This window comes from Micromonospora sp. NPDC007220 (genome assembly GCF_040634035.1).
Lineage (GTDB): Bacteria > Actinomycetota > Actinomycetes > Mycobacteriales > Micromonosporaceae > Micromonospora > Micromonospora reichwaldensis.
Genome location: NZ_JBEYEU010000037.1, coordinates 15,327 through 41,027 on the forward strand (window position 1 = coordinate 15,327; position 25,701 = coordinate 41,027).

Here is a 25,701-nt window from a genome sequence, read left to right on the forward strand (position 1 = left end):
CCAGGATGAGAGACTTCACTGACAGGGTGGCGGTGGTCACCGGCGCCGGCTCGGGCATCGGCCGCGCGCTCGCCGTCGAGCTGGCCGCCCGGGGCGCCCTGCTCGCCGTCTCCGACGTGGACGACGAGGGGCTGCGGGAGACCGTACGGCGCTGCGCGGGCCGCGACGGCCAGGTGCGCGGATACCGGCTGGACGTGTCGGACCGCGCCGCGGTGCTGGCACACGCCGAGCGGGTCGAGGGCGACTTCGGCCGCGCCGACCTGGTCGTCAACAACGCCGGGGTGACCCTGCTCGCCTCGGTCTCCGACGGGGCCTGGGAAGACCTCGAATGGGTCATGAACGTCGACTTCTGGGGAGTCGTGCACGGCACCCGGGCGTTCCTGCCGCTGTTGACGGCGTCGCGGGGTCACCTGGTCAACGTCTCCAGCGTGCTGGGGCTGGCCGGTGCGCCGATGCAGAGCGGGTACAACGCCGCCAAGTTCGCCGTCCGGGGCTTCACGGAGGCGGTGGCGCAGGAACTGCGGGCCGACGGGGTGCCGGTCGGGGTGAGCTGCGTACATCCCGGCCGGATCAGGACGAACATCATGCGCAACGCCCGCAACGACGGGTTGCGCGACTACCAGGCGGTCCGGGAGCACTTCGAGCGTTCGGTGGACGTCACGGCGGAGCACGCCGCCCGCGTCATCCTGCGCGGGGTGGCCCGCAACCGGGCCCGGATCCTGGTCGGGGCGGACGCCTACCGCACCGAGATCCTGACCCGGCTGCTCGGACCGTGGTACCCGAGGCCGGCCGCCGGCCGTGGCCGGCGGCCGGTCACATCGACAGGCCGCCGTCCACGGTGACCACCTGACCGGTCAGGTACGACGCCCGGGAGGAGAGCAGGAACGCCACCACGTCGGCGATCTCCTCGCTACGCCCGAGCCGGCCCAGGGCCACCCGGTCCCGGGCGATCGCGCCCAGCTCGTCGGAGAGGGCGGCGATCATGTCCGTATCGACGTAGCCGGGCGCCACCACGTTCGCCCGGATGTCGTACCGGCCTACCTCCTTGGCGAGCGCCTTGGTGAAGCCGATGATCCCGGCCTTGGAGGCGGAGTAGTTCGTCTGCATCGCGTTGCCGGCCACCCCGGACACCGAGGAGACCGTGACGATCGACCCCCTGCGCCGGCGCATCATCCGGCGGACCACCGCGCGGCAGACGTGGTAGGTGCCGTCGAGGTTCACCTCCATCACGGAGCGCCAGTCGGCGTCGGCCATCAGGGCCAGCGGCCGGTCCCGGATGATCCCCGCGACGGTGACCACCGCCTCGGGGTCGCCCAACTCCCGCTCGGTGGTCGACACGAAGTTCCGCACCGCGGCGGGGTCGGCGACGTCGACCGCCAGCGCCAGCACGCGCCCGCCGTCTCCGGCCGCCTCCGCGACGACCTCGTCGGCGGCGTCCTTGCTGGACTGGTAGCACATGGCCACGTCGTAGCCGTCCCGGACCAGCCGCAGCACCACCGCCCGGCCGATCCCCCGGGAGCCGCCGGTGACCAGGGCGACGGGCCGCCCACCGGCGCTCACCGCGCCGCCCCGGACGCCACCGGGGCCGGCTCGGCCGGCTGCGCGGGGACCGCCGGGTGGGACTCCCGGGTCGCCGCGTCGAGGGACGCGCGCAGGGACTCCACCGACCGCATCGCACCGACCAGGCGGCCCACCCGCAGCACCACGGTGGACCCGACGACGCTCTCGCCGGTGACGAAGGCGGTGTCGGCGACCAGCCGGGTCATGGTGACGTGGTGCTCCACCGTCTCCCCCGGCAGCACCGGCCGGCCGAACCGGATGCGCTCGAAGACCCCGGCCACCGGCACGCCGTCGGTCAGCACGTCCGGCATCGGCCGGTCGTGCCGGATGAGCACGAGCGCCGCCTGCCCCCAGGACTCCAGCAGCAGCGACATCGGCAGCGGCCGGTCACCGGTGACGGTCAGCGAGCCCACCAGCCGCCGGCGGGGCACCAGCTCGGTGACCCGGTCGACCAGCAGCATCGGCGGCCGGTGCGGAATGATCCGCCTGATCTCCTCGATCCCCATCATGGTGCGCACTCCTCGCTCGCGTAGCGCAGCAGCACCTCGGCGACCGGCACTGCGGCGGCGGCGACCTCGCCCCGCCACAGGTCGCCGCTGCGGCGGATGGTCACGACGAGTTCGTCGTCGCCCCGGAAGGGCAGCAGGAACCGGCAGCTGACGATCTCGGCCAGCGTCAGCTCGGGGGCCGCGGCGCGGACCGCCCGGTGCACGAACTCGAAGATGTGGACCCCGGGCAGCAGCGGAAATCCGGGGTAGTGGCCGGCGAAGACCGGATCGTTGAGGTCGGGGCGGATTCGGGCCACGATCGTGTCGGGGGCGACGTGCTCCACGTCGACGGGGACGGCCGTCGCGCAGTCGGCCGTAGTCAGGGCGTTCACCCGGCCACCATGCGACGACCTGCTATATCTTCTCTACAACGCGGCGGGTCGCCTCAGGCCGGGCACCCGTGTGGACGAGTGGGCGCAGGCACCGCTGAACCGCGGGTCACACGACGCAGAACTCGTTGCCCTCGGGATCGGCCATCACGACGTGGCTGGGGACGCCGCCCACCACGTCCTGACTGACCACCGTGGCGCCTGCCCCGCTCAGCCGCCGCACGGTCTCGGTGACGCGGGGCCACCGAACCTCCTGCGGATTGTCCCGACCGCCCGCCTTGATGTCGATGTGCAACCGGTTCTTGGCCACCTTCGGCTCGGGCACCTTGAGGAACGAGACACTCGGCCCCACCCCCCGCGGGTCGACCAGGTAGGCGCCGTCGTTCCACTCCTCCGGCGGCACCTCCCAGCGGATCAGCCACTCCTGCCAGCTCGCGAAGCCCTCCGGCACGGGGGCTTCCACGTAGCCGAGGGCCTCGCGCCAGAACGCGGCCAGGCGCGCCGGATCGGCGCAGTCGACAGTGATGCCCCAGACGACGGTCATGCACCATCTATACCGGAGCCCCGGGTGCCGCCGGTCGCCGGGTCAGTTCCCCACCGCGCTCAGCGCCCCGGCGCCCGCCACCAGCACCCGGTCGGCCTGGTCGGCCTTCTCCCGGGCGAAGACGCGCACGAGGTCGTGGAAGCGGAACCGCTGCCGCCGGCCGCCGTCGGACTCGACGATCTCCAGCAGCCGGGCGTCGACCAGGTTCTCCCCCACCTCCTCGCCGGCGTGCCGGGACACGCCCAGCACCTCGGCGGTGCACCAGCTGGGGAAGGCCGGCGTACGCAGCAGCGCCAGCCGGCGCAGGGCGAGCTGGCCCAGGTCGGCCAGCTGGTGGTAGCTGCTGTCCAGCCGTTCCCGGACGTCCATCGAGCCCAGCCGGAGCTCGTCCAGCCGGTACCGCTCGTCGGCGAGCCGGTCCGCCAGGTACCCGAGCGACCAGTGCGGGCGCGCCAGCAGCCGGGATCCGGCGACCCGGACGCCGAGCGAGAGCCGACCGCACAGCTCGACGATCCGGCCGGCGGCGTCGGCCTCCTCGGCGACCCGCTGCGCCCCGATGATCCGGCCGAGCAGCGCGAGCGCCTGCCCCCGGTCGAGGGTGCCGACCTCGATCGACGTGGCGCCGGCCAGCTCGGGCATGCGGAGCCGGCTGGTGACGATGACCTGACAGCCGGGGTCGCCGGGCAGCAGCGGGCTCACCTGCTCGTAGCCCGCGGTGCCGTCGAGCATGACCAGCAGCCGCCGGCCGGCGAGCTGGCTGCGGTAGAGCCGGACCCGCTCGTCGAGCCCCTTCGGGATCGCCGACTCGGCGTGGCCGAGGCTGCGCAGGAACCAGCCGAGCACGTCGTACGGCTCGACGGCGTTGCCCCGCGCGCGGCCGAGGTCGGCGTAGAGCTGGCCGTCGGGGAAGGCGGTCCGGGTGAGGTGGGCCGCGTGCAGGGCGAGCGTGCTCTTGCCGACGCCGGCCATCCCGGTGACCACGGCGACCGGCGGGCAGGCCCTCGGCTCGGCGGTCAGCACCCGGAGCAGCCCGTTGAGCTCCTCCTCCCGGCCGGCGAAGTCACCGACGCCGGGCGGGAGCATCGCGGGCCGCACGCCGTGCCAGCTCGGCTCGGCGACGACCGCCGGGGCCGGCGGGCCGGCGAGGATCGACCGGTACGCCTCGGTGAGCAGCGGCCCCGGGTCGACGCCCAGTTCGTCGGCGAGCACCCGGCGGCCCTCGTGGTAGGCGGCCAGCGCGTCGGCCTGCCGGTCGCAGTGCAGCAGGGCGGTCATCAGGTGGCCCCGCAGCCCCTCGTGCAGCGGGTGCTCGGCGACGAGCTGGGTGATCTCGGAGACCAGCCGGACGTGGCGTCCCAGCCGCAGGTCGGCTTCGATCCGGCTCTCCAGGACCGCCATCCGCAGCTCCGCCATCCGGTGCGACTCGGCCGTCACGAGGTGCTCGGTCACGTTGGACAGCGCGGGGCCGCGCCACAGCGACATGGCGGCGTGCAGCCGCTCGGCGGCCTCGGCGTACCGCCCGTCGCGCAGTGCCTCCCGACCGGCCTCGGCCAGGCGCTCGAACTCGTCGAGGTCGAGCCGGGCGGCACCGGTGCGGATCTGGTACCCCGACCACTGCCGGACGATGTCCACCTCGGCGCCGAGGTACTTGCGCAGCCGCGAGACGTAGTTGTAGAGCTGGGCGGCGAAGGTGGCCGGCGGGCGCTCCCCCCAGAGCAGCTCGCACAGCCGGGTGTCCGGCACGGTACGCCCCGCGGCGAGCAGCAACGCCGCGAGCACGGTGCGCTGCTTCGCACCGTCCAGCGCCACCTCCGATTCACCCTTCCAGGCCCCCACCGGCCCGAGTACCCGAAACTCCATCCTGGCTCCGTTCATCACGCCGCCCCGGGTAGAACAGTCGCCCGAAGACTCATCGGCGCCGGCAGCGTCCACATGCGTGGGCGGCACTCAATTTCCCGGCGACGTCACGCTGGCCGTTCAATTGATCACCGATCGTGACTAGGATGGGGCGGGTCGCACGTGGGGCGAGGAGCCGCCGCCGGCCCGGCCGGTCCCGCCGCCCGCGGACCCGGGCGGGTCCGCGCGCACCGGCGTGGCCAGCAATGGGGCATGAATGTGAGTAGTTTCCACTCATGAACTCCGCGCCCCGCTCTGGCACCGTGCAACGGTGACCTCGACTCCCCTGGCCGGCGCCACCGATCACGCCTGCTCCGGCGTACGGCTGGCCCCGCACTGGTGGGCCTCGGGGCTCGCGCTGCACGAACGCGCGCCGGGCGCACCCGGCCGACGCTCCGCCGACGCACCGCACGACGCGGACGACGCCGGCCGGCGGCTGGACCGGTGGTGGGACGGGCACGGGCCGGGCCTCGGGGCGCGGCTCGCCGAGGTCGGCCTGGACGAGGCGGGGCTGCGCGACCTGCTGGCCGAGGACCGGGCCGCGCTCGCCGCCAGGACGACCCGCCCGGCGTGGGCGGAGACCGTCGAGGCGGCCCTGGCCGCCGCGGCGGCGTCGCGGCGGTCGGCCGAGGAGGCGGACTGGCGGTCGGCCGAGGAGGCGGACTGGCGGGCCGCCCTCACCGCGCCCCTGCAACCGTTCGTGGCAATCGCCGCCGACCGGTTTCTCGTCGGGGCCCGTCGGATCGCGACGGAGAGGACGGTCGACCTGGCCGCCCTCACCGACCGGTTCGCCGCCGCACTGGGTCGCCGCCTGCTCGCCGTCGCGGCCCGCACGCTGGTCTCGGAGCTGCACCGACGCCGGGCCGCCGGCCGGCTCGCCGGCGCCGACGGCCGGGCCCGCTTCGCCGACTTCGTGGCCCAGCTCTGCGACCCCGCCGGGCTGGCCGAGCTGGTCGACCGCTATCCCGTGCTGGCCCGCCTGCTGGCGCAGGCCGCCACGGCGGCCGCCCGGTCCGGGCTCGAACTCCTGACCCGGTTCGTCGCCGACCGCGACGACCTGGTGGGCACCCTGCTCGGCGGCGACGACCCCGGCCCGCTGGTCGCGGTCGACAGCAACCTGGGCGACGCCCACACCGGTGGCCGCACGACCAGCGTGCTGCGCTTCGCGGACGGCCGGCGCGTCGTCTACAAGCCGCGCGACCTGGCCTCCCAGGTCAGCTTCACCGGGTTCGTCGACTGGCTGGAGCAGCGGGCGCCGGGGCTGGGGCTGCGCGGGGTCGCCGCCCTGACCCGACCGGGCTACGGCTGGTCGGCGTACGTCGACGCGACGGCGCTGCGCCACCCGGGGCAGGCGGACGGGTTCTACCGCCGGCAGGGCGCCCTGGTCGCGCTGCTGCACGCCCTGCACGCCACGGACATGCACTACGAGAACCTGATCGCCGCCGGCGACACGCCGGTCGTGGTGGACACCGAGACGCTCTTCCACCCCGCGCTGGGCGAGCCGGTGGGCACCGGCGACCCGGCCGCGGACCTGCTGACCGCCTCGGTGCACCGGACCGGCCTGATACCGGTGATCGTCGTGGGCGACCAGGGGGCGATGGACCTGTCCGGCGTCGGCGGCGACCGGGGCGGGACCGCACCCGTCAGCGCGCTCGACTGGGCCGACCCGGGCACCGACCGGATGCGGTTGACCCGGCGGGCCGTCGACTTCGCCGGCGGCCGCAACCGACCCCGCGTCGGCGACGCCCTGGTCGATCCCGGTGCCCACGAGCCGGCGCTGCGCGAGGGGTTCCGGCAGGCGTACGAGACGATCCGGGTGCACCGCCGGGAGTTCACCGAACTCGTCGCGTCGTGCGCCGACGTCCCGGTACGGCTGGTCGCCCGGCCCACGTCGGCGTACCACACCCTGCTCACCGAGACCACCCACCCGGACGTGCTCGGCGATGCGCTGGAGCGGGACCGCGCGTTCGGCGTGCTCTGGTCCAGCGTGGCCGGACACCCCTTCCTCGCCCAGTTCCCCCGGCACGAGGTCGCCGCGCTGTGGGCGGGCGACGTCCCGCTGTTCGAGGGCACTCCGGGCAGCCGGACCGCCCGGGTCGCCGGGGACGGGGAGCCGCTGCCCGTGCCGCTGGCCCGGTGCGGGCTCGACGCCGCGCTGGGCAAGATCGCCGCGCTGGGCGAGGCCGACCGGCGGCACCAGGAGTGGATCGTCGCGGCGACGCTGGCGACCCGTCGCCCGGTCGACGGCCGGCACGCCGCCGCACCGACGTCCCGGTCGGTCGCGGACGCCGCCGCGTCGCCGGAACGCCTGCTCGCCACGGCGTGCGCGCTCGCCGACGAGATCGAGACCCGGAGCGTGACCGGCGCGGACCGGGTGAACTGGCTCGGCCTGGAGCTGGTCGACGACCGGCAGTGGCTCGTCCTGCCGATGGGGGCCGGGCTGGCGAACGGGCACCTCGGGGTCGCCCTCTTCCTCGGCCAGCTCGCCGCGGTGACCGGCACCGCCCGCTACGCCGAGCTGGCCCGCCGGGCCGTCGCCGGGGTGCCGGGGCTGTTCCAGCTGCTCGGCGCGCGCCCGGACCTGGTCGCCGCGATCGGCCCCGGCGGGCTGTACGGCCTCGGCGGCATCGCGTACGGGCTCGCCCGACTGTCCACCCTGCTCGCCGACCCCGGGCTCGCCGGGCAGGCCCGCGCGGCGGTCGACCTGGCCGCCGCCGCCAGCGCGGGCTCGGCGGCCGTGGCCTGGGCCGACGGCGGCGCGGGCTGTCTCGCCGCCATGGACGCGGTGCACGCCGAGCTGGGCCACGCGCCGGCGGCGTCACTCGCCCGGGGCTGGGCCGACCGGCTCGTGGACGCGATCGAGCGGGACGAACTGCCGACGGGGGTGGGCTTCGCCGACGGGGTGGCCGGCATCGGCTGGGCGCTGGGCCGCCACGCCCGCACCGGTGGCGCCCGGTACGCGCGGGCGGGCCGGCGCGCGCTGCGCCGGGCCGGCACCCCCGGCGGCGACGGGGCGGCGGGGTACGGCTGGTGTCGCGGCGCCGCCGGCCTGACGCTCGCCCACCACGCCCTCGCCCCCGACGAGGCGGTACGCCTGCTCACCGACCGTCCGCTGCTCGACGACCTCAGCCTCTGCCACGGCGAGCTGGGCGTCGCCGAGGCGACGGGTGTCCTCGACGGTGGCGCGGCCCGGCGACGTGCCGGCCGGATCCTGGACGCCGTCGACCGGTACGGGGCGTCCTGCGGGACCCCGGGCAACGTGCCCACCCCCGGTCTGCTCACCGGCCTCGCCGGCATCGGGTACGGGCTGCTCCGGCTCTCCGGGGCCGGGCCGGTGCCGTCGGTGCTGCTGCTGGAACCGACCCCTGAACCGCGCACCTCGGGTTGAGGTCCGCCGGGCGACCGACGACGATCTCCAGAGGAGCCGCCAGCTCCGGAAACGACCCACGAAGTCACCAACAGGAGGAATGACAGTTGTCCGAGAACCAGCTCCCCCCGTGCCGTGTCGACGAGACCGACTCAGCGGCGCCCGTCGACGACCCGGCCGGGGCGATGTGGCTGCAGCCCGTCGTGACCTTCGGGATCCGCGCGGCGGCCCTCGCCAGCCTGGTCGTGCCCGTGGGCATGGTGATCGGCGGTCTCGTCGGTGACGCCGGCGCGGCGGCGGACGCCGCGCCGCTGACGACCTGCTGCCCCGAGAAGCCGATGTGACGACGGAGCAGTAGCCGTTCGGGGGACCGGCGTCGACAGCACCGCGTTGGGCGAGGCCTGCCTCCTCGGATAGCGTGCGCAGTGTGTACCGCTCCTCGAAGTTCATCGGCAGGGACGCCGAACTGCGCGCGGTGCTGAACAGCCTCGAATCGGCGCGGGCGGGGCGGGGCGGCGCGGTCTTCGTGGTGGGCGAGAGCGGCGTCGGCAAGTCCCGCCTCGCGTCGAGGGTCGCGGAGCTGGCCACCGCGGCGGGCATGCGGGTGATGCGGGGCCGGGGCAGCACGATCGGCACCGCGGTGCCGCTGCGACCCCTCACCGAGGCGCTGCTGTCACTGCTGCGGTCCGGGCCGGTCGACCCCACCGTGCTCGGGCCGTACGGCCCGATCCTCGGCCGGCTCGTCCCCGACTGGGGCCGGCCGCCCGCCGACCAGGAGAACGCGTCCCTGGTGATCCTCGCCGAGGCCGTCCTCCGGCTGACCGGCGTGGCCGGCGCGGGGCGGGGTTGCCTGATGCTGCTGGACGACCTCCAGGACGCCGACACGGAGACGTTGACCGTGCTGGAGTACCTGATCGACAACCTCGCCCTGCAACCGACCCTGCTGCTGGGGGCGATCAGGGCGGAGCCCTGCGCGGCGTCGACGATCGCCCGCTCGGCCGCCCAACGCGGTCAGTGCACTCTCATCGAGCTGGGCCGGCTCGACGACGACGCGCTGCGGCAGATGGTCGGCGCCTGCCTCGACGCCGACCCGGAGCAGGTGCCGGCGGCAGCGCACGCCCTCGTCTCGACGGGCAGTGCCGGCAACCCCTTCCTGATCGAGGAACTCGTCGCCGGCATGGTCGACGGCGCGCTGCTGATCGGCGGCCCGGAGGGCTGGCGGCTGTCCGAGGAACTGCCCGCCGCCCTGCCGGGCACCCTGGCGCGGGGCATGGCGCAGGGGGTCGAGCAGCTCGGCCCCCAGGCCCGGGAGCTGCTCTCGATGGGCGCGCTGCTGGGCCAGCGGTTCCCGCTGGCCGTGGTGCAGGCGGCCACCGGGCTGAGCGACCACGACGTGCTCGACCACCTGTGCGGCGACGTCGCCGGGCGGCTGGTCACGGTGGACGACCAGCTCACCGACTGGTACGCCTTCCGGCACCGGCTGACCCGGGAGGCGCTGCTCAGTCTCCTCGGCCCCGCCGACCGCGCCCGGCTCGCCCAGCGGATGGCCGACGCGGTGGCGGCGGTCTTCCCCGGCCTGCCGGGCGAATGGTGCCAGGTGTCGGCCACGCTGCACCTGGAGGCCGACAACCCGGAGGCGGCCGGCCGACTGTTCACCGAGGCGGGCCGGCGGGCGATCGCGCAGGGCGGCGCCACCACCGCGGTCGCCCTGCTCGACCGCGCGATCGGCCTGCTCGGCGAGAACCCGGTGGCCCGGGCGGCCGCCCTCGAAGCCCTGCTGCACGCCCTGGCGGAGGCAGGACTGGTCGAGCGGGCGCTCGCCTCGGTCAGCACCCTCGACCAGATCGGTGGCGTCGATCCGCGCCGGCGGGCGCAGCTGCACACCCGGCTGGCCTGGGCCGCGACGGTCGCCGGCCGCTCGGCCGAGGGGTTGGCACAGGTGGAGCAGGCGCGCGCCCTGCTCGGCCCGGACGCCGCCGCGGAGGACACCGCGCCGGTCGACGTGGTCGCCGCCCACCTGGTGCTGGACACCGCCGGGCAGGACCAGCTCGCCACCGCCGAGGCGCTGGCCCGCCGGGCCGCCACCGTCGCCGAGACCGTCCCCCTGCCGGTGGTGGCCTGCCAGGCCTGGCAGTTGCTCGGCGCGTTGATCCGGCACCGGGACCCGGCGGAGGCGACACGGTGCCTGGAACGGGCCCTGGCGATCGCCGCGCAGCACCGGCTGCCGATCTGGGAGATCCACGCACTGATCCGGCTCGGCAACGACGACGCGCTGCGCGACGCGCGGCTGGACCGGCTCGAACAGGCCCGGGAACGGGCCTCCCAGGCCGGCGCGGTGACCGCGCGCCACCAGGCGGAGGCCAGCCTCGCCCTGCACGCGGTGCTGCGGGGCGACTTCGACACCGCGGGTGCCCTCGTCCAGCAGGTGCTGGCCGCGACCACCCGGCTGAAGCTGCTGGAGACCACCCAGTACGTGCTGCTGGTCAGCGCCGTGCTCGCGGCACACCAGGGGCGGCGCCGGGAGATGGAACACGCGCTGGCCGAGTTCCGCCGGTGGAGCGGCGACCAGGCCCTGCATGCCTCCCGCGTACACGGGCTGGCCAGGGCCTTCTGCGCGCTGCTGGAGGAGGACCGGCCCCGCGCCCTCGACGAACTGGCCCGCGCGTTCCACGCCGAGGCGCAGAGCCCGACGGTCTTCCACCTCTCCGGCCGGCACGGCCTGCACCTGCTGCTCCAGGTCACGTCCGGCGAGGCCGGCTGGCCGGCGTACGAGGCGGTGCAGGGCGACTCGGCGAGCAGGCTGCGCTGGGACCTGCAGTTCGCCCTCTTCGCGAAGGCGGTGCTGCTCGGCCGGTCCGGTCGGCCGGAGGAGGCGGCGGAGGCGGCGGCGGAGGCGATGCGGGCCGGGGCGCCGTACGCGATGGGCCGGCACCTCGCGTTGCGGCTGGTGTGCGAGTCGGCCCTCGCCGACGGGTGGGGCACGCCGGTGCAGTGGCTGCGCGCCGCCGAGGAGCACTTCCACCGCAGCGACGTGCCGGCCGTGGCCAGCGCCTGCCGGGCCCTGCTGCGCCAGGCGGGCGTACGCATGACGCAGCGCCGCTCCGGTGCGGGCGACATCCCCTCCGGCCTGCGGTCGGTGGGCGTGACGGTGCGGGAGTTCGAGGTGCTGCGGCTGCTGGTCGGGCGGCTGAGCAACCGGGAGATCGCCGGCCGGCTGCACCTGTCCCCGCGCACCGTGGAACGGCACGTGTCCAGCCTGCTCGGCAAGACGGGCCTGCCGAACCGGATCGCGCTGAGCGAGTACGCCGCCGAGGTGGAGAGCGGCTGAGAGGCGCCGCCGGGCGGCGCCCGGGTGCAACATTCCTGCAATCGACGAACGTTGACGTCGATGTCCGGGCGGCCCTAGCGTCACGAGAGGGAAAGCCCTTTCCCGCGTGGTCCGGCCCCCGCCGGTCGGCGGCACCGCCGCCGCCGGCCGACCGCGACCGCTCCCGTACCGCACCAGGAGGACCCCCGTGCGTGACAGGCGCATCAGACGTACCCGCGGCGCGGTCGCCGCGGTCGGCGTGTCGGCGACCGCGCTCGCCCTGGCCGCGACCATGGTCTCGACGGCCCACGCCGCCACCCTCTTCTCCGACGACTTCGGCGACGGCGACAGCGGCGGCTGGTCGAAGTCGGGCGGAACCTGGTCGGTGACCACCGACGGTTCGCCGGTACTCCGCCAGTCGAACACCGGCAGCGAGCTGGCCCGGATGTTCGCCGGGCAGACGAGCTGGACCGACTACGAGGTACGGGCCCGGGTCAAGCCGGCCTCGTACGGCAGCGGCGGTCTCGTCGCCATCGCCGCCCGGGCCAGCAGCTCCACGAAGATGTACCGGCTGTCGCTGCTGGCCGACGGTCGCGCGGAACTCCAGGCCGTCAACGGCAGTGCGATCACCGTGCTCGGCTCGGCGGCCGGCGTCGGCTCCACCGGCGCGTGGCACACGCTGCGGATCGAGGCCGCCGGCAGCACCGTGCGCGGATTCGTCGACGGCGTACGGGTCGGCGACGCGAACGCCACGCTGACCGGCGCCGGGCGGATCGCGCTGGTCACCGCCCACGCCGGCGCGAGCTTCGACGACGTGGTGGTCAGCTCCGGCGGCACCGGCCCGACCACCCCGCCGACCACCCCTGCCCCGACCACCGCTCCCCCGACGACACCGCCGCCCCCGACGACACCGCCACCGGCCGCCGGCACCCTGGTCGTCGCCACGAACGGCGACGACGCCGCCCCGGGCACCCTCGCCGAGCCCCTGCGGAGCATCCAGCGCGCCCACGACCTGGTCCAGCCCGGCGGGACCATCGTCGTGCGCGGAGGCACCTACGCCCCGACCAGCACCATCAAGATCCTCAAGGACGGCAGCCAGTCCCAGCCGATCACCCTCACCGCCCACCAGGGCGAGCGCGTGGTCATCGACGGCGAGAACATGCCGTACACGCCCGGGGCCGTGGGATCCTCGATCCCCCGCGCCGACCGGGGCGCCCTGCACGTCGAGGGCGACTGGTGGCGGTTCGTCGGCCTGGAGATCGTCAACGGCCCGTACGGCATCTTCGGGGTGGACACCAACAACGGCCGCTACGAGCGCCTGGTCACCCGGGACAACTACGAGACCGGCCTGCACCTGCAGGGCGCCTCGTCGGGCAACCACATCGTCGACCTGGACAGCTACGGCAACCGCGACCCGCGCAAGAACGGCGAGAGCGCGGACGGCCTGGCGATCAAGGAGGGCTCCGGGACGGGCAACGTCGTCCGGGGCGCCCGGCTGTGGCGCAACGCCGACGACGGCTTCGACGCCTGGCTGTTCCTGTCGCCGGTGCTCGTCGAGGGCAGCGTCGCCTACGACAACGGCTACAACTACTGGGGCCTGCCCGACTACACCGGGGACGGCAACGGCTTCAAGAACGGCGGCGGCACGGATCCGCGTCCGGCGGTCGCCCACGTCACCCGCAACAGCATGGCCTGGGGCAACTCGGCCGGCGGCTTCATCGACAACGGCAACCCCGGCTCGCTGGTCTTCGAACGCAACACCGCCTGGGACAACGGCAGGGACGGCTTCAACGTCTCGCGCTCCACCTCGGTGCTCACCCGCAACCTCGCGGTCGGCAACACCACCGACGTGTCGCTCGGCGGCTCCACCGGCTCCGGCAACTCGTGGAACCTCGGCGGGACGTGGGCGCTCGCCAGCACGGACCCGGCCACGATCACCGGTCCCCGTACGCCCGACGGCGCCATCCCCACCTCCTCCTTCCTGCGCCCGGCCAACGGCGCGGACGTCGGCGCCCGCATCTGAGCCGGACCGTCCGGGGTGGCCGGCGGCGGCTCCGCCGGCCACCCCGGCCGCCCGGCGGTCCCCGCACCGACCCGCGACCGCTTGCGGGGCCACCGCCCGGCGCTCCGCGCTGGCAGGATGGCCGGATGGACCTCGACACCGGCGCCGGGCTGCTGCACCGGCTGACGTCCTACGAGCCGAGCCGCGAGTGGGACGTGCCCGTGGACGATCCGCGCGTCCGCCACGACCTCGTCCCGAACGACCCCGAGACCCTGCCGCCGCCCATGAAGGGCTACCCGGACGGCTTGGCCGTCCTCGCCCTGCCGCGCGACCTGCCCGACCCCGGCGTCCCCGCGACCGCCGTGCTGGCCGGCGTCGCGTCCCCCGCGCAGCCCCTCGACGCGGCGCAGCTGGGCCGCGTGCTCTTCCTGGGCGCCGGCGTCGTGCGCACCGCCGAGCGCAACGGCCGCCCCTTCCTCTACCGCGCCGCCGGCTCGGCCGGGGCGCGCTTTCCGCTGGAGGTCTACGCGAGCACCCGGGGCGTCGCGGGGGTGCCGGACGGCGTGCACTGGTACGACGCGCGGCGGCACGCGCTCGTCCAGGTGGCTCCCGCCGCGACCGGGGCGGTCACGACGCTGGTGGTCACGGGCGTGCCGTGGCGCACGGGGTGGCGCTACGCCGAGCGCGGCTGGCGACACCTCTACTGGGACGCCGGCACGCTGCTGGCCCAACTGTCGGCGGCCGCTGACAGCGCCGGCCTGTCGCCGCGGCTGCGGTCGCTCTTCCCGGACGCCACCGTGCGCACGCTCGTCGGCGCGGACGGGGTGCACGAGTACCCGCTGGCCCTGCTGTCGTTCGGCGACGGCGATCCGGCGATCGGGCCCACCGGGCCGGCGCTCCCCGGTGAGCTGCCCCCGGTCGAGCTGCCGCTGTGCACCGCCGCCCAGCGCGCGGGCGAGCGGGACGTGCTCGGCGCGCCCTGGCCGTCGGCGGAGCCGCTGCCGGCGTACCCGCCGTCCGACCCGCTCGACGAGGTCGTCCGCCGGCGCGGCTCGCAGCGGCGGATGGACAGGTCCCGGACGCTGCCGCGCGCCCTGCTGGAATGGCCCCTGGCCGCGGCCCTGCGCGGCGTGCCGGTGCCGCACTGGGTCGCCGTGCACGGGGTCGACGGGGTGCCGCCCGGCCTCTACCGGTGGCCCGACCTCTCGACGCCGCTGCGCGCCGGTGACCTGCGCGACGAGCTGCTCCGGGTCTGCCTGGACCAGGCGCTCGCCGGCGACGCCGCCTACGTCGTCGTCGCCGCCGCGCCGCTGTCGGCCCTCGACGACCGCGCCTACCGCGACGCCCAGCTCGCCGCCGGGCTCGTCGAGGGCCGGCTGCACCTCGCGGCGTACGCCCTGGGCGCGGGCGCCTCGGGCATGACCTTCCTCGACTCGGACGTCCCGGGGCTGCTGGGCGAGCCGGACGACCTCGCGGCGCTGCTCTTCACCTGCGTGGGCGTCCCCGAGTACCGCTCGCGCGCGGGCGGGCGGCCGGGCGCCCCGGTCGAGGTCCGCCCGGTCATGCCCCGCCTCGGCGGTTCGTGACGCCGCCCCGGCGTGCGTGCCTACCCGATGACCACCACCCGCGCCCATTCGGGTGGCGCGTCCGGCACGTAGTCGGGATCGTCCTCGTTCCACGATCCGGAGTACGTGTGCCGGCGGGGAAACAGCCCGACCACCGTGCGGCAGGGCGGCTGCGCGGCCGGCCAGGGCGTCTGCCCGTCGGTCAGGACCACGACGACGTCCGGGCGGGGCCGGGTCCGCAACGCCCGGGCGAAGCCCGTACGCAGGTCCGTCCCGCCCCCGCCCACCAAGGGGATCTCCTCGGCGCGGCACAGCGGGTGCACGGTCCGGGCCGCCGCGTCGCAGGACAGCACGGTGACCAGGTCACGCCGGCCGCCCACGGCGCGGGAGATCGCCGCGACCTCGAGCAGCGCGCTGCCCAGTTCGGCGTCGCTGACGGACCCGGAGGTGTCGACGACCACGCAGACCCGAGGGGGCCTGCGCCGCAGGCTGGGCAGGACGACGCCGGGAACCCCGGCGGACCGCCGCGCCGGCCGGCCGTACGTGTAGTCCTCGCCCGCGCCCGCGCCGGAGGCCGCCGAGCGGATCGCCGCCCCCAGCAGGTCCCGCCACGGCTGGGGCGGGTGGAACGCCTCCTCCGCCCACCTCCGCCAGCCCTGCGGGACGTCCCCGGGACGCCCGGAGATGCCCTCCGCCACCCGGAACCGCACCGCGTCGCGTTCCTGTGCGCTGAGGCCCTGCGCGCCGTCCGGCCCCAGGTCCCACTCCCGCTCCGCCCCGTCGGCGCCGCTGCCGCAGTCCAGCCAGACCAGCCCCTGCGTGCGCGGCCCGAGCCGGAACTGTCGCAGGTAGTCCTCCATCAGCTCCCCCTCGGGCAGCCCCAGCGTCGCCGGGTCCACGACGCCGTCGGGCCGGGTCAACCCGTCGCCGAACACGTCGTCGTTGATCTCGCAGTCGGCGGCGATGTTCATCCGTAGCCGCTCCCCCGGCCCGGTCAGTCCCCGTTCCCGCGCGACCCGGTCACTGCGCCCGTGGTGGTCACGGAGCAGGTGCGAGACCTCGTGCACCCACACCCCGGCGAGCTCCTCGACCGGGGTCCGGTCCACGAACACCGGGGAGACGTAGCACCGCCAGTGCCGGTCCACCGCCATCGTCGGCACCCGGCGGGACTCCACCAGGTGCAGGGCGAACAGCGCCGACGCCAGGTAGGGCCGGACCCGGACGGCGTGCAGCCGGGCGGCGAAGAGCTTCTCACGGTCCAGCGTCCCCGGGCCCGGGCTCACCGGCCGCTCCCCGCGGCGGCGAGCCGGGCCTGGTCGGCTCGCCGGGACACCGACACCGCCCCGGCGAGCCGTTCGATCGCCGCCGGCACGTCCCAGTCCTCGCGGCGCAGGGCGGCGAGCGTGCTCGCGGGAACGACCACCAGGTCCGGCGGGCCGGTTTCCAGCGCCCGGACCAGCAGCGCCCACGCGGCGTCCCAGCGCCCCCTCTCCGGGCGCCCGCGGACGGCCTCCACCACGCCGTCCAGCACGGTCTGCCGCAGGTCGCCCCGCTCGGGCAGGACCGCAGCCGCCGGGTCGGCCAACAACGTCTCGGGGTCGGGGAGGTCCATCCGGTCCATGCTGGCGAGCAGTTCCAGCCCCGGGCCGTCGCCCACCGTGCCCCGCACCAGCATCGAGAGCACCTCCCGGGAGGTGCCCGCCGCGGTCGCGAAGGCGATCAGGCGCAGGGTCATCTCCCAGCTACGGGGCGAGGGCCACGGGCCGCCCCGGCGGGTCTCGTTGCCGGGCAGCCGGTGCACGAGCGCGGGGCGGGCCGACAGCAGCCCGCACACCGCGCGCCGGGCGAAGGTGACGGCCTCCGGCAACCTGTCGGGGCACAGCCGGGGCAGCGCGGTCCGGGGCCACGTCCCGCCCAGGCCGCGCACCACGACCTCGTGGTCGTGGACCCACTGGAGATGGACGAAGCGGTTGGCCAGGGGTGGGCTCAGCTCCCAGCCGTCGGCCGCCGAGGATCGGGGGTTCGCGGCGGCCACGATCCGGATCCCGGGCGGCAGCCGCAGCGCGCCCACCCGTCGCTCGAGCACGAGGCGGAGCAGGGCGGCCTGGACGGCCGGCGGGGCGGTGGACAGCTCGTCCAGGAACAGCAGCCCGCGGCCGGCGCGGACGAGGCGTACGGCCCAGTCCGGCGGCGCCATCGGGACGCCCTGCGTCGCCGGGTCGTCGCCGACGATCGGCAACCCCGAGAAGTCGGACGGCTCATGGACGCTGGCGACGACGGTCGTCAGCGGCAGGTCCAGCGCCTCGGCGAGCTGTGTCAGGGCAGCGGTCTTGCCGATCCCCGGTTCACCCCACAACAGCACGGGCAGGTCGGCGGCCACGGCCAGGGTCAGTGCCTCCAGCTGCGTGTCGGATCGGGGTTCGGTGGTGGTGTCGCGCAACAGGGAGAGCAGCTCGGCGGCGACGGCGAGCTGCGGGTCGGGGGTCCGGTCGACGGCAAGGGGCATGGTGATCACCTGTGGTTTCTCGTGGCGGGTGGAAGAGCGAGGTGGTGCGGGGCCAAGGCCCTCGGTCAGCGGGCGATTCCGTGACGCGGACGCGAGCGGCGGTCGCGGGTACGGCGACGCTCGGCGGCAGCGGGGCCGGGGCCGGTCCCGGCCAGTCCCGCCCGGAACAGCCCGTACGTGACCCGCCGCAGTGCGGCCGTCTCGAGTTCGTTGCGCAGCGCCCCGTCGCGCACCCGCGCGTCGGGTCCGAGCAGGGCCTCGACGACGGCGAGCGCGCCAGCGGTGTCGCCGTGGTCCAGGCGGGCCCGGACCTCGGGGAGGCACTCCGGGTGGCGGTGCGCCTCGTCGATCGCCTGGAGGCAGGGCAGCGGGGTGCCGGTCAACGCGGCCAGGAGTTCCTCCCGGCGCACCTCGGCCGGGTCGTGGTCCAGCGCGACGAGCGTCCCGCCGGCCAGGCCGATCCGGTGCCAGGCTCCCCGGCACCGCACCCGGCCCGGCTGTCCCGCCCGGTCCGTCGTCCGGGGCGCGGTCCCCGCCGGGCGGCCGGGTGCCAGGGCCGACGCGACCAGCGGATGCAGCCGGCCGGCGTCGATCGACCCGGTGCGGAGCAGTTCCAGGTCCGGCGACACCCAGGTCGCGGCGTCGGGCAACACCGGCGTGGACCCGCGCGTCCCGACGCGGCTTAGCGAGGGCGACGACGCGGTCCGCACCTCGGGCGGGCCGGGACCGTCTCCGGCCGCCGCCACCTCCAGCAGCAGGTGGCGGCGCGCCCCGACCCGTACGACGACCGGGCCAGCGGCCCGCCCCTCGGCGCGCAGCAGGATGGCTGCCTCGGCGGACCACCGCTGCACCGCCCAGCCCCGCCGTCGCCCGGCCGTCGCCAGCGGTTCCGGTAGGACGGCGCAGGGGCCGTCCTCAGGCGGCCGGTCCGCCCCCGACCGGACGCGCAGCTCACCGGCCCGCCGCGCGTCCCACAGGTGGCGGTGCAGGTCGAGGCGGAACCGGCGGTCGGGGTGCGGGTGCGGATGGCGACACGGCCCGGAGCCGGAACGGGACCCGTCCCACAGCGCCAGGCTGAACCGCTGACCGGCGTCGGCCCAGGCCGGTGGCGTACGGACCACGAGGTGCACCGCGTCGGCGGGGCGTCCGCCCCGGTCGTAGCGGGCCAGCGCAATGGTCAGGCCGGGGCGGAGCAGCCCGTCGGGCGCGATCCTCGGTAGATGCCAGCGCAGCAGGTCGGGAGCCAGGTGGCGAAGGTCGGCGCGGAGCCGGTCGGCGAGTTCCCGACCGTGGGTACGGGCCACGAAGCGCAGGTCGACGTCGGCGTCGACGCGGGCGGCGGCGCACGCCCCGGCCCAGTCCCCGACGGCCCGACGGGCGGTGGCAACCTCGATCATGGACGGCGGCACGGCGAACTCGCGCACGTGCGGCCAGAAGGACGGACGAAGGTCCGGACTCGCGGCTCGGGAGTGCATCAGCACTCACCTTGCGAGAACCGGGCCTCCGATCTGGTGAGAGAGGAAGTCGTCATCGGCGGGGAGCATACCGGTGCGGGCACCGGACCCGCCAGGCCCTACCCCGCCCCGGTCGGGGCCGACTGCTTCCCGCCCGTCCACCCGGCGCCGCAGTTCCACCGGAGGCGCCCGGCCTACCCGGATTGAAGGTTTCCGCCACCCCGCCGCACCGCCACGGAAGGCATTTACATCGCCGTCCGTCGCGGTGTACGTTACCGCCACCCGCCGATCCTCATCGACATTGGCGAATATTGTGAGGGGTGCAGATGACTGCTCGACTCGCCGCGCGACGCAGGCGTGGGCTGCTCAGCGCCATGCTGGCCGCGACCCTGATCCTGACTGCCGAATCAGCCCTGGCCGCCGCGCCGGTGTCGGCCGCCCCGGAGGGGGCCCCACCGGCGGCTGCCCGGCTGGCCACCGCCTTCGACACCGCCGCCGGCCGGTACGACGTCCCCCGCGACCTGCTCGTCGCCCTCGGCTACGCCGAGACCCGCCTGGACGGGCACGGCGGCGCACCCAGCGCGGCGGGCGGCTACGGCATGATGCACCTGGCCAGCAACCCCAAGCTGCGCACCCTGGACGAGGCGGCCACGCTGACCGGGCTCAGCCGTGCCGCGCTGCGCGCCGACGCCGCCGCGAACATCGCCGGCGCGGCCGCCGTCCTGCGCTCCTACGCGGACCAGGCCGGCCTGACCGCGGCCGAGCGCGACGACGTCGACGAGTGGTACGCCGCGGTCGCCCGCTACGGCGGCGCGGCCAGCCCGGCGCTCGCCCGCCTCTACGCGGACGCCGTCTACGACCTGCTCGGCGCCGGCTTCGACACCGGCCACGCCGGGGTGGCGAAGGTCCCCGGCCGCCAGGTGGCCCCGGAGCGTGACCTGCCCGGTGACGCGTCGGACGGGGTCGGGATCCTCAGCACCGACTACGGGCCGGCCGCGTGGGCGCCGGCGAGCACCAGCAACTACACGGTGGCCAGCCGACCCACCAGCCACTCCGTCAGGTACATCGTCATCCACGTGACGCAGGGCAGCTACGCCGGCTCGATCAGCTGGTTCCAGAACCCGGCCGCCCAGGCCAGCGCGCACTACACGTTCCGCTCCTCAGACGGGGCGGTCACCCAGTCGGTGCGGGAGAAGGACATCGCCTGGCACGCCGGCAACTGGACCTACAACACCCAGTCCATCGGCATCGAGCACGAGGGGTACGTCGACAACGCGGCCTGGTTCACCGACGCGATGTACCGGGCTTCCGCGACGCTCACCCGCAGCCTCGCCAACAAGTACGGCATCCCCAAGACCCGGGCGCACATCATCGGCCACCACGAGGTCCCCGGGGCCACCCACACCGACCCGGGCCCGAACTGGAACTGGTCGTACTACATGCAGCTGGTGAACCAGCAGACCGGCGTCGGCTCCGGCACGGTGAACACCGAGGGGGTGAGCCTCAACGTGCGCTCCGGGCCCGGCACCGGCTACGCCGTCGTGGGTTCCGTCGCCGACGGCGCGAACGTCAGCATCTACTGCCAGGCCGTCGGCACCACGGTGACCGGCCCCTACGGCACGAGCAACGTCTGGGACCGGATCGGCACCAACCGGTACGTCTCCGACGCGTACGTCCTGACCGGCCACGACGGCTTCATTCCCGGCGTGCCACGCTGCTGACCACCACGGCCGGTGCCGTCCGCCCGCCGGGTGGACGGCACCGGCGCGTCAGCACCGCGCGACGACGAGCTCGTGGATCGCGGTGAGCAGTTCCTCGTCGCGCTCCGCGTGCGCGGTCACCGTGACGGCGGCCCGGCGCGCGGGGCTGACCACCACGTACTGGCCGTAGCGGCCGTCCAACCGGTACGTGTCGGCCCGGTCGAGCCACACGCCCAACCCGTATCCGTGGGTGTACGGCTCGCCGTACGTGACGGCGTTCGTGTCGACCCGCTCCCCCGTCATCCGACCCGGGCGACCACCCGGCCGAGGGCGTACGGACCCGAACCCGTGTACGCGAAGCGGGTCCCCGGCGCGGCGGCGAGCGGCGCGGCGACGATCTCGTGGAGCAGGTCGGCGGCGGTGATCCGCTCGTCGGCGAACCAGCGGTGGCTGGTGCCGCTGGTCATCGTCAGCAACTGCCGGAGCGTGACGGCACCGAGCCCGTCGGCGGCGATCGGCCGCAGCTCGGGCAGGTGGTCCAGGAGGCGGTCGTCGAGGCTCAGCCGCCCCTCCGCCTCGGCCAGCCCCACGGCCACGGACGTGAACGTCTTGGCGACGGAGTACACGTTCACCCGGTCGTCGGGCCGGAAGCGGTGCTCCACGGGCGGGTGGCCCTCGCGGTGGACGTGGATGCCGTACGTGCCCAGGGCACGGTCGCGGTCCGCCCGCACGAAGTCGTCGAGAAGTTCGGCGCTCACGGGCGGACGATACGCGAGCCGGCGGGCCGCCGGCGCGTCCCCGTTTCCGCCGCCCGCCTCGGGGTACGGGCCAGGACGCCTGCTCAACACCGTTTTCGTGGAGGAACTCGCCAGATGGATGCCAGCAAGCCCGCCAAGGCGGTCAAGGACGTGGTGGAGGCCGCAGCCGGGAAGGTGGCCGACGCGCTGACCTCGGACGTGCCCGGCGCGCCGGGCAGCGCCCCGCCAACCGTCGAGGAGCCGACGACGCCACACGATCCGCTGCCGCCCAAGAAGGAACAGGGCGCCCCGGAGACCCGTACGCCGACCGGCGCGGCGACCGGCGCGCCGACGACGGCGAACGGTCAGCAGGGCGCCTTCCTCACGACGTCGCAGGGGGCGCGGCTGCGCGACACGGACCACTCGCTGAAGGCCGGGCCGCGCGGTCCGGTCCTGCTGCAGGACCACCACCTGCGCGAGAAGATCACCCACTTCGACCACGAGCGCATTCCCGAGCGCGTCGTGCACGCGCGTGGGGCCGGCGCGCACGGCGTCTTCGAGGCCTACGGCAAGGCCGAGGGCGTGACGAAGGCCGGCTTCCTGGCGAAGGGCAGGACGACCAACGTCTTCGTACGGTTCTCCACCGTCCTCGGTTCGCGCGGCTCGGCCGACACGGTCCGCGACACCCGCGGCTTCGCGACGAAGTTCTACACCGACGAGGGCACCTTCGACCTGGTCGCCAACAACATGCCGGTCTTCTTCATCCAGGACGCCATCAAGTTCCCCGACATCATTCACGCCGGCAAGCCGCACCCCGACCGGGAGATCCCGCAGGCGCAGAGCGCGCACGACACCTTCTGGGACTTCGTCTCCCTGCACACCGAGGCGCAGCACCACACCATGTGGAACATGTCCGACCGGGGCATCCCGCGCTCGTACCGGATGATGGAGGGCTTCGGCGTCCACACGTTCCGGCTCGTCAACGCCGCCGGCGAGACGGCGCTGGCGAAGTTCCACTGGAAGCCCAAGCTGGGCGTGCACTCCCTGACCTGGGAGGAGGCGCAGTTGCTCGGCGGCGTGGACCCGGACTTCCACCGCCGGGACCTCTACGACGCCATCGAGGCCGGCGCCTTCCCGGAGTGGGAGCTGGGCCTCCAGGTGTTCCCCGACACCCCCGAGGAGACCTTCGCCGGGATCGACCTGCTCGACCCGACGAAGATCGTGCCGGAGGAGCTGGCACCGGTGCAGCCGGTCGGGAAGCTGACGCTCAACCGGACGCCGACGAACTTCTTCGCCGAGACCGAACAGGTCGCCTTCCATGTCGGCCACCTGCCGCCGGGCATCGACGTCACGAACGACCCGCTGTTGCAGGGCCGGCTGTTCTCGTACGTCGACACGCAGCTCACCCGGCTGGGCGGGCCGAACTTCTCGCAGGTCCCGATCAACCGCCCGCACGCCCCGGTCAACGACATGCTGCGCGACGGCTTCCACCAGCAGGCCGTCCACGCCGGGGTCGCACCGTACCGGCCGAACTCGCTCGACGGCGGCAACCCCTTCCCGGCCGGGGACACCGACGGCGCGTTCGTCGACGTGCCGGTGACGGTGACGGAGGCGCCCAAGGTACGCGCCAACCCGGCCTCGTTCGACGACCACTACAGCCAGGTCCGCCTGTTCTGGCTGAGCATGTCGCCGGTCGAGAAGGAGCACATCGTCCGCGCCTACACCTTCGAGCTGGGCAAGTGCTTCCACCAGGCGATCCGGGAACGCCAGCTCCAGTGCCTCGCCAACATCGACCCGGTGCTGTGCGCGGAGGTCGCCACCGGGCTGGGTCTGCCCGCGCCGGAGCCGACCGTGCCGCTCGTCGACCCCGCGCCCAGCCCCGCGCTGTCGCAGGTGGGCAGGCAGTGGCCGGCCGACGGCCGCACCATGGGCATCGTCGTCGACCCCACCGCCGGGCTCGACGATGTCGACGAGGTACGCCGGGCGGTCTTCGCGGCCGGCATGGTGCCGCTCCTCGTCGCCCCGCACGGCGGCCTGGTGGGCGGCCTGCCCGTGCAGCGGACCTTCGCCACCGGCCGCTCGGTCGAGTTCGACGTGCTCCTGCTGGCCGGGGCGCCGGCGCCCGCGCCGGACGCGTCGCCGGCGCGCGACGCCAAGGCCGGCGCGGCGGGCTCCGCCGCCGTGGATCCGCGGGTGCTGCTGCTGGTCGACGAGTGCTGGCGGCACGCCAAGGCGATCGGCGCGTGGGGCGCCGGCGTCGAAGTGCTGCGGCAGGCGGGGGTCGCCGGCACGCCCGGCGTCGTCACGGGCGGCTCCGGCGCCGAGGTCCTCACCGCCGTGCAGCAGCTGCTGGCCGCCCACCGGGTGTGGGAGAGGTTCCCCGCCTCGGTCACCTGACGCGCTCGTCCGCCGACGAGGGCCGTCCCCCGCAACACCGGGGGACGGCCCTCGTCGCGTCCGGCCCGCGCCGCGCCGCCGCCCGTGCGGCGGGTGCGGCGGGGCTGTCGCGGTCAGTCCCACCTGTCCTGGTTGAGGAAGCGGGCGAAGCCGCGCCACGAGTTGGGCCCCATCACCCCGTCGATCGGGCCGGTGTAGCCGTGGCCGGACGCGAGGCGCTGCACGGCGCGCCAGGTGTTCGGGCCGGGCTGTCCGTCGATCGGTCCGGTGTAGCCGTAGGCCCGCATGGCCCGCTGGAGGGCGGCGTAGGTGCCCGGCCCGGGCGCGCCGTCGATGGGGCCGGTGTATCCGGCGGTGAGCCGCAGCCAGTTCTGCATGCGCTGGTAGAAGATGGTGCCGGGGATGCCGTCCTGCTCCGTGGAGGTCTTGGGCAGTCGCCCGGGTGCGGGGTTCTGACCGATGTAGGCCAGCGGGTTGATGCGTACGCCCGCCGGGTTGATCATGTGCCAGTGGACGTGCGGCCCGGTCGACGAGCCCGAGCCCGGCGCGCCGGCCGCGCCGCCGGAGAGGCCGACGACGGTGCCGCTGGACACGGCCGCGCCGTTGCCGAGCAGGAACTGCGACAGGTGCATGTACTGGCTGCGGTACCCGTCCGCGTGCTGGATGGTGACCGTGTGCCCACCCGTGCCGTTGTACGGGATGTTCTGGATGGTGCCCGCGCCGCAGGCGGGCAGGCGGGTGCCGACCGGCATGCCGAAGTCGACGCCGCCGAGCGAACCCCGGTTCAGGTGCTCCTGCCAGGTGCCGGTGACGGGATACCCGGAGAAGGGGTTGTAGATGGCGGGCGCGGCGTACGCGCGGCCGGGAACGGCCAGCCCGGCCAGGGCGCCCGCGCCGAGGGCGGCGCCGAGCAGCACCGCGCGGCGGTCGATACCGGCGACCGCCGGGCCGTCGCCGCAGCATCCGGGTTGGTCGAGATGGTCCATCGCGTGCTCCCTGCTGGATCGGTACGCCGGTCGGGCCAGTGACAATACATAGCCACGAATAAATCTGTCGACCGTCCGCTCCGCCACGGCGCCGGGCCACGGGCGACGGTCCGCAATCGCACCACCGGGTCGCTCAGCCGCCCGGGCAGCGGCTGTCACCGCCGCTGTGCTCCTGGCAGGTCGTCGGCGCCGGGAGCGGCGCGGCCGGCGGCCGGAGGGTGCGCGCGGCATCCGCAACCGCCGGCGCCAGCGCCGCCGCGGCCACGACGGCGAGGAGCAGGTAGACCAGCCCGGTGCGGCGGTACCGGCAGCCGAACGCCACCAGCGCGATGACGGCCGGCCCGCCCGCTGCCGTCGCCGCCAGCAACAGCAGCGCCCGGGCCGAGCGGCGCCCGAATTCCGCCGAGCGCCCGCCACCGTTCGAGTGGTGGTCGGCCCAGCCCTCCATGCCGATCGTGAACAACCACCACAGCAGCGCCAGGCACGCCACCACCCAGACCACCGTCAGGAGCACGAGGGCGTACCGGGACCGGGCGGCGGGTGTCGACGAGGTCATGCCGTACAGCGTCGCGGAGCCGGGGCCGCGGGACGTGAGCCCGGGTACTCACCGCGCGGGATCTCCCGCACCCGGGCGTACGCGCGGGGGCCGGGTCGGCGCTGGCCGCGCGTCAGGCTGCGGCGCTTCCGGGGGGAGGGGCCGCCGCCGGCAAGGACGGCGGCCCGCCCGGGGGGGGGGGGGGGGCGGGCCGCGGCGGGGGGGGGGCCGCCGGGCGAGAGAGGGTGGGAAACAGAAATAAAAAAAA

At 75.2% G+C, this 25,701-nt stretch carries 20 protein-coding genes; 8 read left to right on the plus strand and 12 right to left on the minus strand.

Annotation, left to right across the window (positions count from 1 at the left end):
* The first annotated feature begins 5 nt into the window (after positions 1-5).
* Positions 6-842 carry an SDR family NAD(P)-dependent oxidoreductase gene (locus tag ABZ573_RS30510; protein ID WP_151456121.1) on the plus strand — a complete coding sequence of 279 codons (837 nt, stop codon included), beginning with the start codon at positions 6-8 and terminating at the stop codon, positions 840-842.
* On the opposite strand, the gene ABZ573_RS30515 is transcribed toward ABZ573_RS30510, so the two are convergent.
* The 5 genes from ABZ573_RS30515 to ABZ573_RS30535 all read right to left on the minus strand — a co-directional run bounded on the left by ABZ573_RS30515 (position 814) and on the right by ABZ573_RS30535 (position 4,841).
* The gene (locus tag ABZ573_RS30515) at positions 814-1,560 is read right to left on the minus strand and encodes an SDR family NAD(P)-dependent oxidoreductase (protein ID WP_132240741.1); all 747 of its coding nucleotides are present in this window, start codon (positions 1,558-1,560) and stop codon (positions 814-816) included. The two genes, ABZ573_RS30510 and ABZ573_RS30515, sit on opposite strands and share 29 nt — an antisense overlap.
* Positions 1,557-2,069, minus strand: coding sequence for a 3-hydroxyacyl-ACP dehydratase (locus ABZ573_RS30520; protein ID WP_151456120.1), 513 nt, complete (start codon positions 2,067-2,069; stop codon positions 1,557-1,559). The genes ABZ573_RS30515 and ABZ573_RS30520 overlap by 4 nt, the downstream gene beginning before the upstream one ends.
* Complete coding sequence (locus ABZ573_RS30525; protein WP_151456119.1) at positions 2,066-2,440, minus strand: hypothetical protein; 375 nt, start codon at positions 2,438-2,440, stop codon at positions 2,066-2,068. Before ABZ573_RS30525 ends, ABZ573_RS30520 begins: the two co-directional genes overlap by 4 nt.
* 106 nt (positions 2,441-2,546) lie before the next feature.
* The gene (locus ABZ573_RS30530) at positions 2,547-2,981 is read right to left on the minus strand and encodes a VOC family protein (protein WP_151456118.1); all 435 of its coding nucleotides are present in this window, start codon (positions 2,979-2,981) and stop codon (positions 2,547-2,549) included.
* Between the two features lie 42 nt (positions 2,982-3,023).
* Positions 3,024-4,841, minus strand: a complete 1,818-nt coding sequence (locus ABZ573_RS30535; protein WP_327028808.1) for a BTAD domain-containing putative transcriptional regulator — start codon at positions 4,839-4,841, stop codon at positions 3,024-3,026.
* Positions 4,842-5,148: 307 nt separating this feature from the next.
* On the opposite strand from ABZ573_RS30535, the gene ABZ573_RS30540 reads away from it, so the two are divergent.
* The 5 genes from ABZ573_RS30540 (at position 5,149) to ABZ573_RS30560 (ending at position 15,139) form a co-directional block, all read left to right on the plus strand.
* Positions 5,149-8,265 carry a type 2 lanthipeptide synthetase LanM family protein gene (locus ABZ573_RS30540; protein WP_358122505.1) on the plus strand — a complete coding sequence of 1,039 codons (3,117 nt, stop codon included), beginning with the start codon at positions 5,149-5,151 and terminating at the stop codon, positions 8,263-8,265.
* Positions 8,266-8,351: 86 nt separating this feature from the next.
* Positions 8,352-8,588, plus strand: a complete 237-nt coding sequence (locus ABZ573_RS30545; RefSeq protein ID WP_132240737.1) for a hypothetical protein — start codon at positions 8,352-8,354, stop codon at positions 8,586-8,588.
* An 83-nt stretch (positions 8,589-8,671) separates the two neighbouring features.
* Positions 8,672-11,572, plus strand: a complete 2,901-nt coding sequence (locus ABZ573_RS30550) for a LuxR family transcriptional regulator (RefSeq protein ID WP_225852359.1) — start codon at positions 8,672-8,674, stop codon at positions 11,570-11,572.
* 187 nt (positions 11,573-11,759) lie between these two features.
* Positions 11,760-13,574 (plus strand): family 16 glycoside hydrolase, encoded by a 1,815-nt coding sequence (locus ABZ573_RS30555; RefSeq protein WP_358122508.1) that lies wholly within the window; start codon positions 11,760-11,762, stop codon positions 13,572-13,574.
* A gap of 125 nt (positions 13,575-13,699) precedes the next feature.
* Positions 13,700-15,139 carry a hypothetical protein gene (locus tag ABZ573_RS30560; protein ID WP_358122510.1) on the plus strand — a complete coding sequence of 480 codons (1,440 nt, stop codon included), beginning with the start codon at positions 13,700-13,702 and terminating at the stop codon, positions 15,137-15,139.
* Between the two features lie 20 nt (positions 15,140-15,159).
* Here the strand turns inward: ABZ573_RS30560 and ABZ573_RS30565 are convergent, their stop codons facing one another.
* The 3 genes from ABZ573_RS30565 to ABZ573_RS30575 are packed head-to-tail and all read right to left on the minus strand — an operon-like array spanning position 15,160 to position 19,099.
* Positions 15,160-16,401, minus strand: coding sequence for a VWA-like domain-containing protein (locus ABZ573_RS30565; protein WP_358122512.1), 1,242 nt, complete (start codon positions 16,399-16,401; stop codon positions 15,160-15,162).
* A complete protein-coding gene (locus ABZ573_RS30570) occupies positions 16,398-17,633 on the minus strand; it encodes a MoxR family ATPase (protein WP_327028813.1) in 1,236 nt (411 codons plus the stop codon). The genes ABZ573_RS30565 and ABZ573_RS30570 overlap by 4 nt, the downstream gene beginning before the upstream one ends.
* Before the next feature lie 56 nt (positions 17,634-17,689).
* Complete coding sequence (locus ABZ573_RS30575; protein ID WP_358122514.1) at positions 17,690-19,099, minus strand: hypothetical protein; 1,410 nt, start codon at positions 19,097-19,099, stop codon at positions 17,690-17,692.
* Positions 19,100-19,404: 305 nt separating this feature from the next.
* Here ABZ573_RS30575 and ABZ573_RS30580 point away from each other — a divergent pair, with 305 nt between their 5' ends.
* Entirely contained in the window at positions 19,405-20,799 is a 1,395-nt protein-coding gene (locus ABZ573_RS30580) for a peptidoglycan recognition family protein (RefSeq protein WP_225852099.1), read from the plus strand.
* 48 nt (positions 20,800-20,847) lie between these two features.
* Here the strand turns inward: ABZ573_RS30580 and ABZ573_RS30585 are convergent, their stop codons facing one another.
* Together ABZ573_RS30585 and ABZ573_RS30590 are read right to left on the minus strand one after the other, a co-directional pair.
* Positions 20,848-21,081 (minus strand): hypothetical protein, encoded by a 234-nt coding sequence (locus tag ABZ573_RS30585; protein WP_225852098.1) that lies wholly within the window; start codon positions 21,079-21,081, stop codon positions 20,848-20,850.
* Entirely contained in the window at positions 21,078-21,536 is a 459-nt protein-coding gene (locus ABZ573_RS30590) for a serine hydrolase domain-containing protein (protein WP_358122517.1), read from the minus strand. Before ABZ573_RS30590 ends, ABZ573_RS30585 begins: the two co-directional genes overlap by 4 nt.
* Positions 21,537-21,650: 114 nt before the next feature.
* Between ABZ573_RS30590 and ABZ573_RS30595 the strand changes: the two genes are divergently transcribed.
* Positions 21,651-23,912 (plus strand): catalase, encoded by a 2,262-nt coding sequence (locus tag ABZ573_RS30595; RefSeq protein ID WP_327028816.1) that lies wholly within the window; start codon positions 21,651-21,653, stop codon positions 23,910-23,912.
* Positions 23,913-24,025: 113 nt separating this feature from the next.
* On the opposite strand, the gene ABZ573_RS30600 is transcribed toward ABZ573_RS30595, so the two are convergent.
* Positions 24,026-24,898, minus strand: coding sequence for a peptidoglycan DD-metalloendopeptidase family protein (locus ABZ573_RS30600; RefSeq protein WP_151453847.1), 873 nt, complete (start codon positions 24,896-24,898; stop codon positions 24,026-24,028).
* A 133-nt stretch (positions 24,899-25,031) separates the two neighbouring features.
* On the minus strand, positions 25,032-25,454 hold the full coding sequence (locus tag ABZ573_RS30605) for a DUF6234 family protein (protein WP_151453846.1): 423 nt from the start codon (positions 25,452-25,454) through the stop codon (positions 25,032-25,034).
* Positions 25,455-25,701 lie beyond the last annotated feature (247 nt).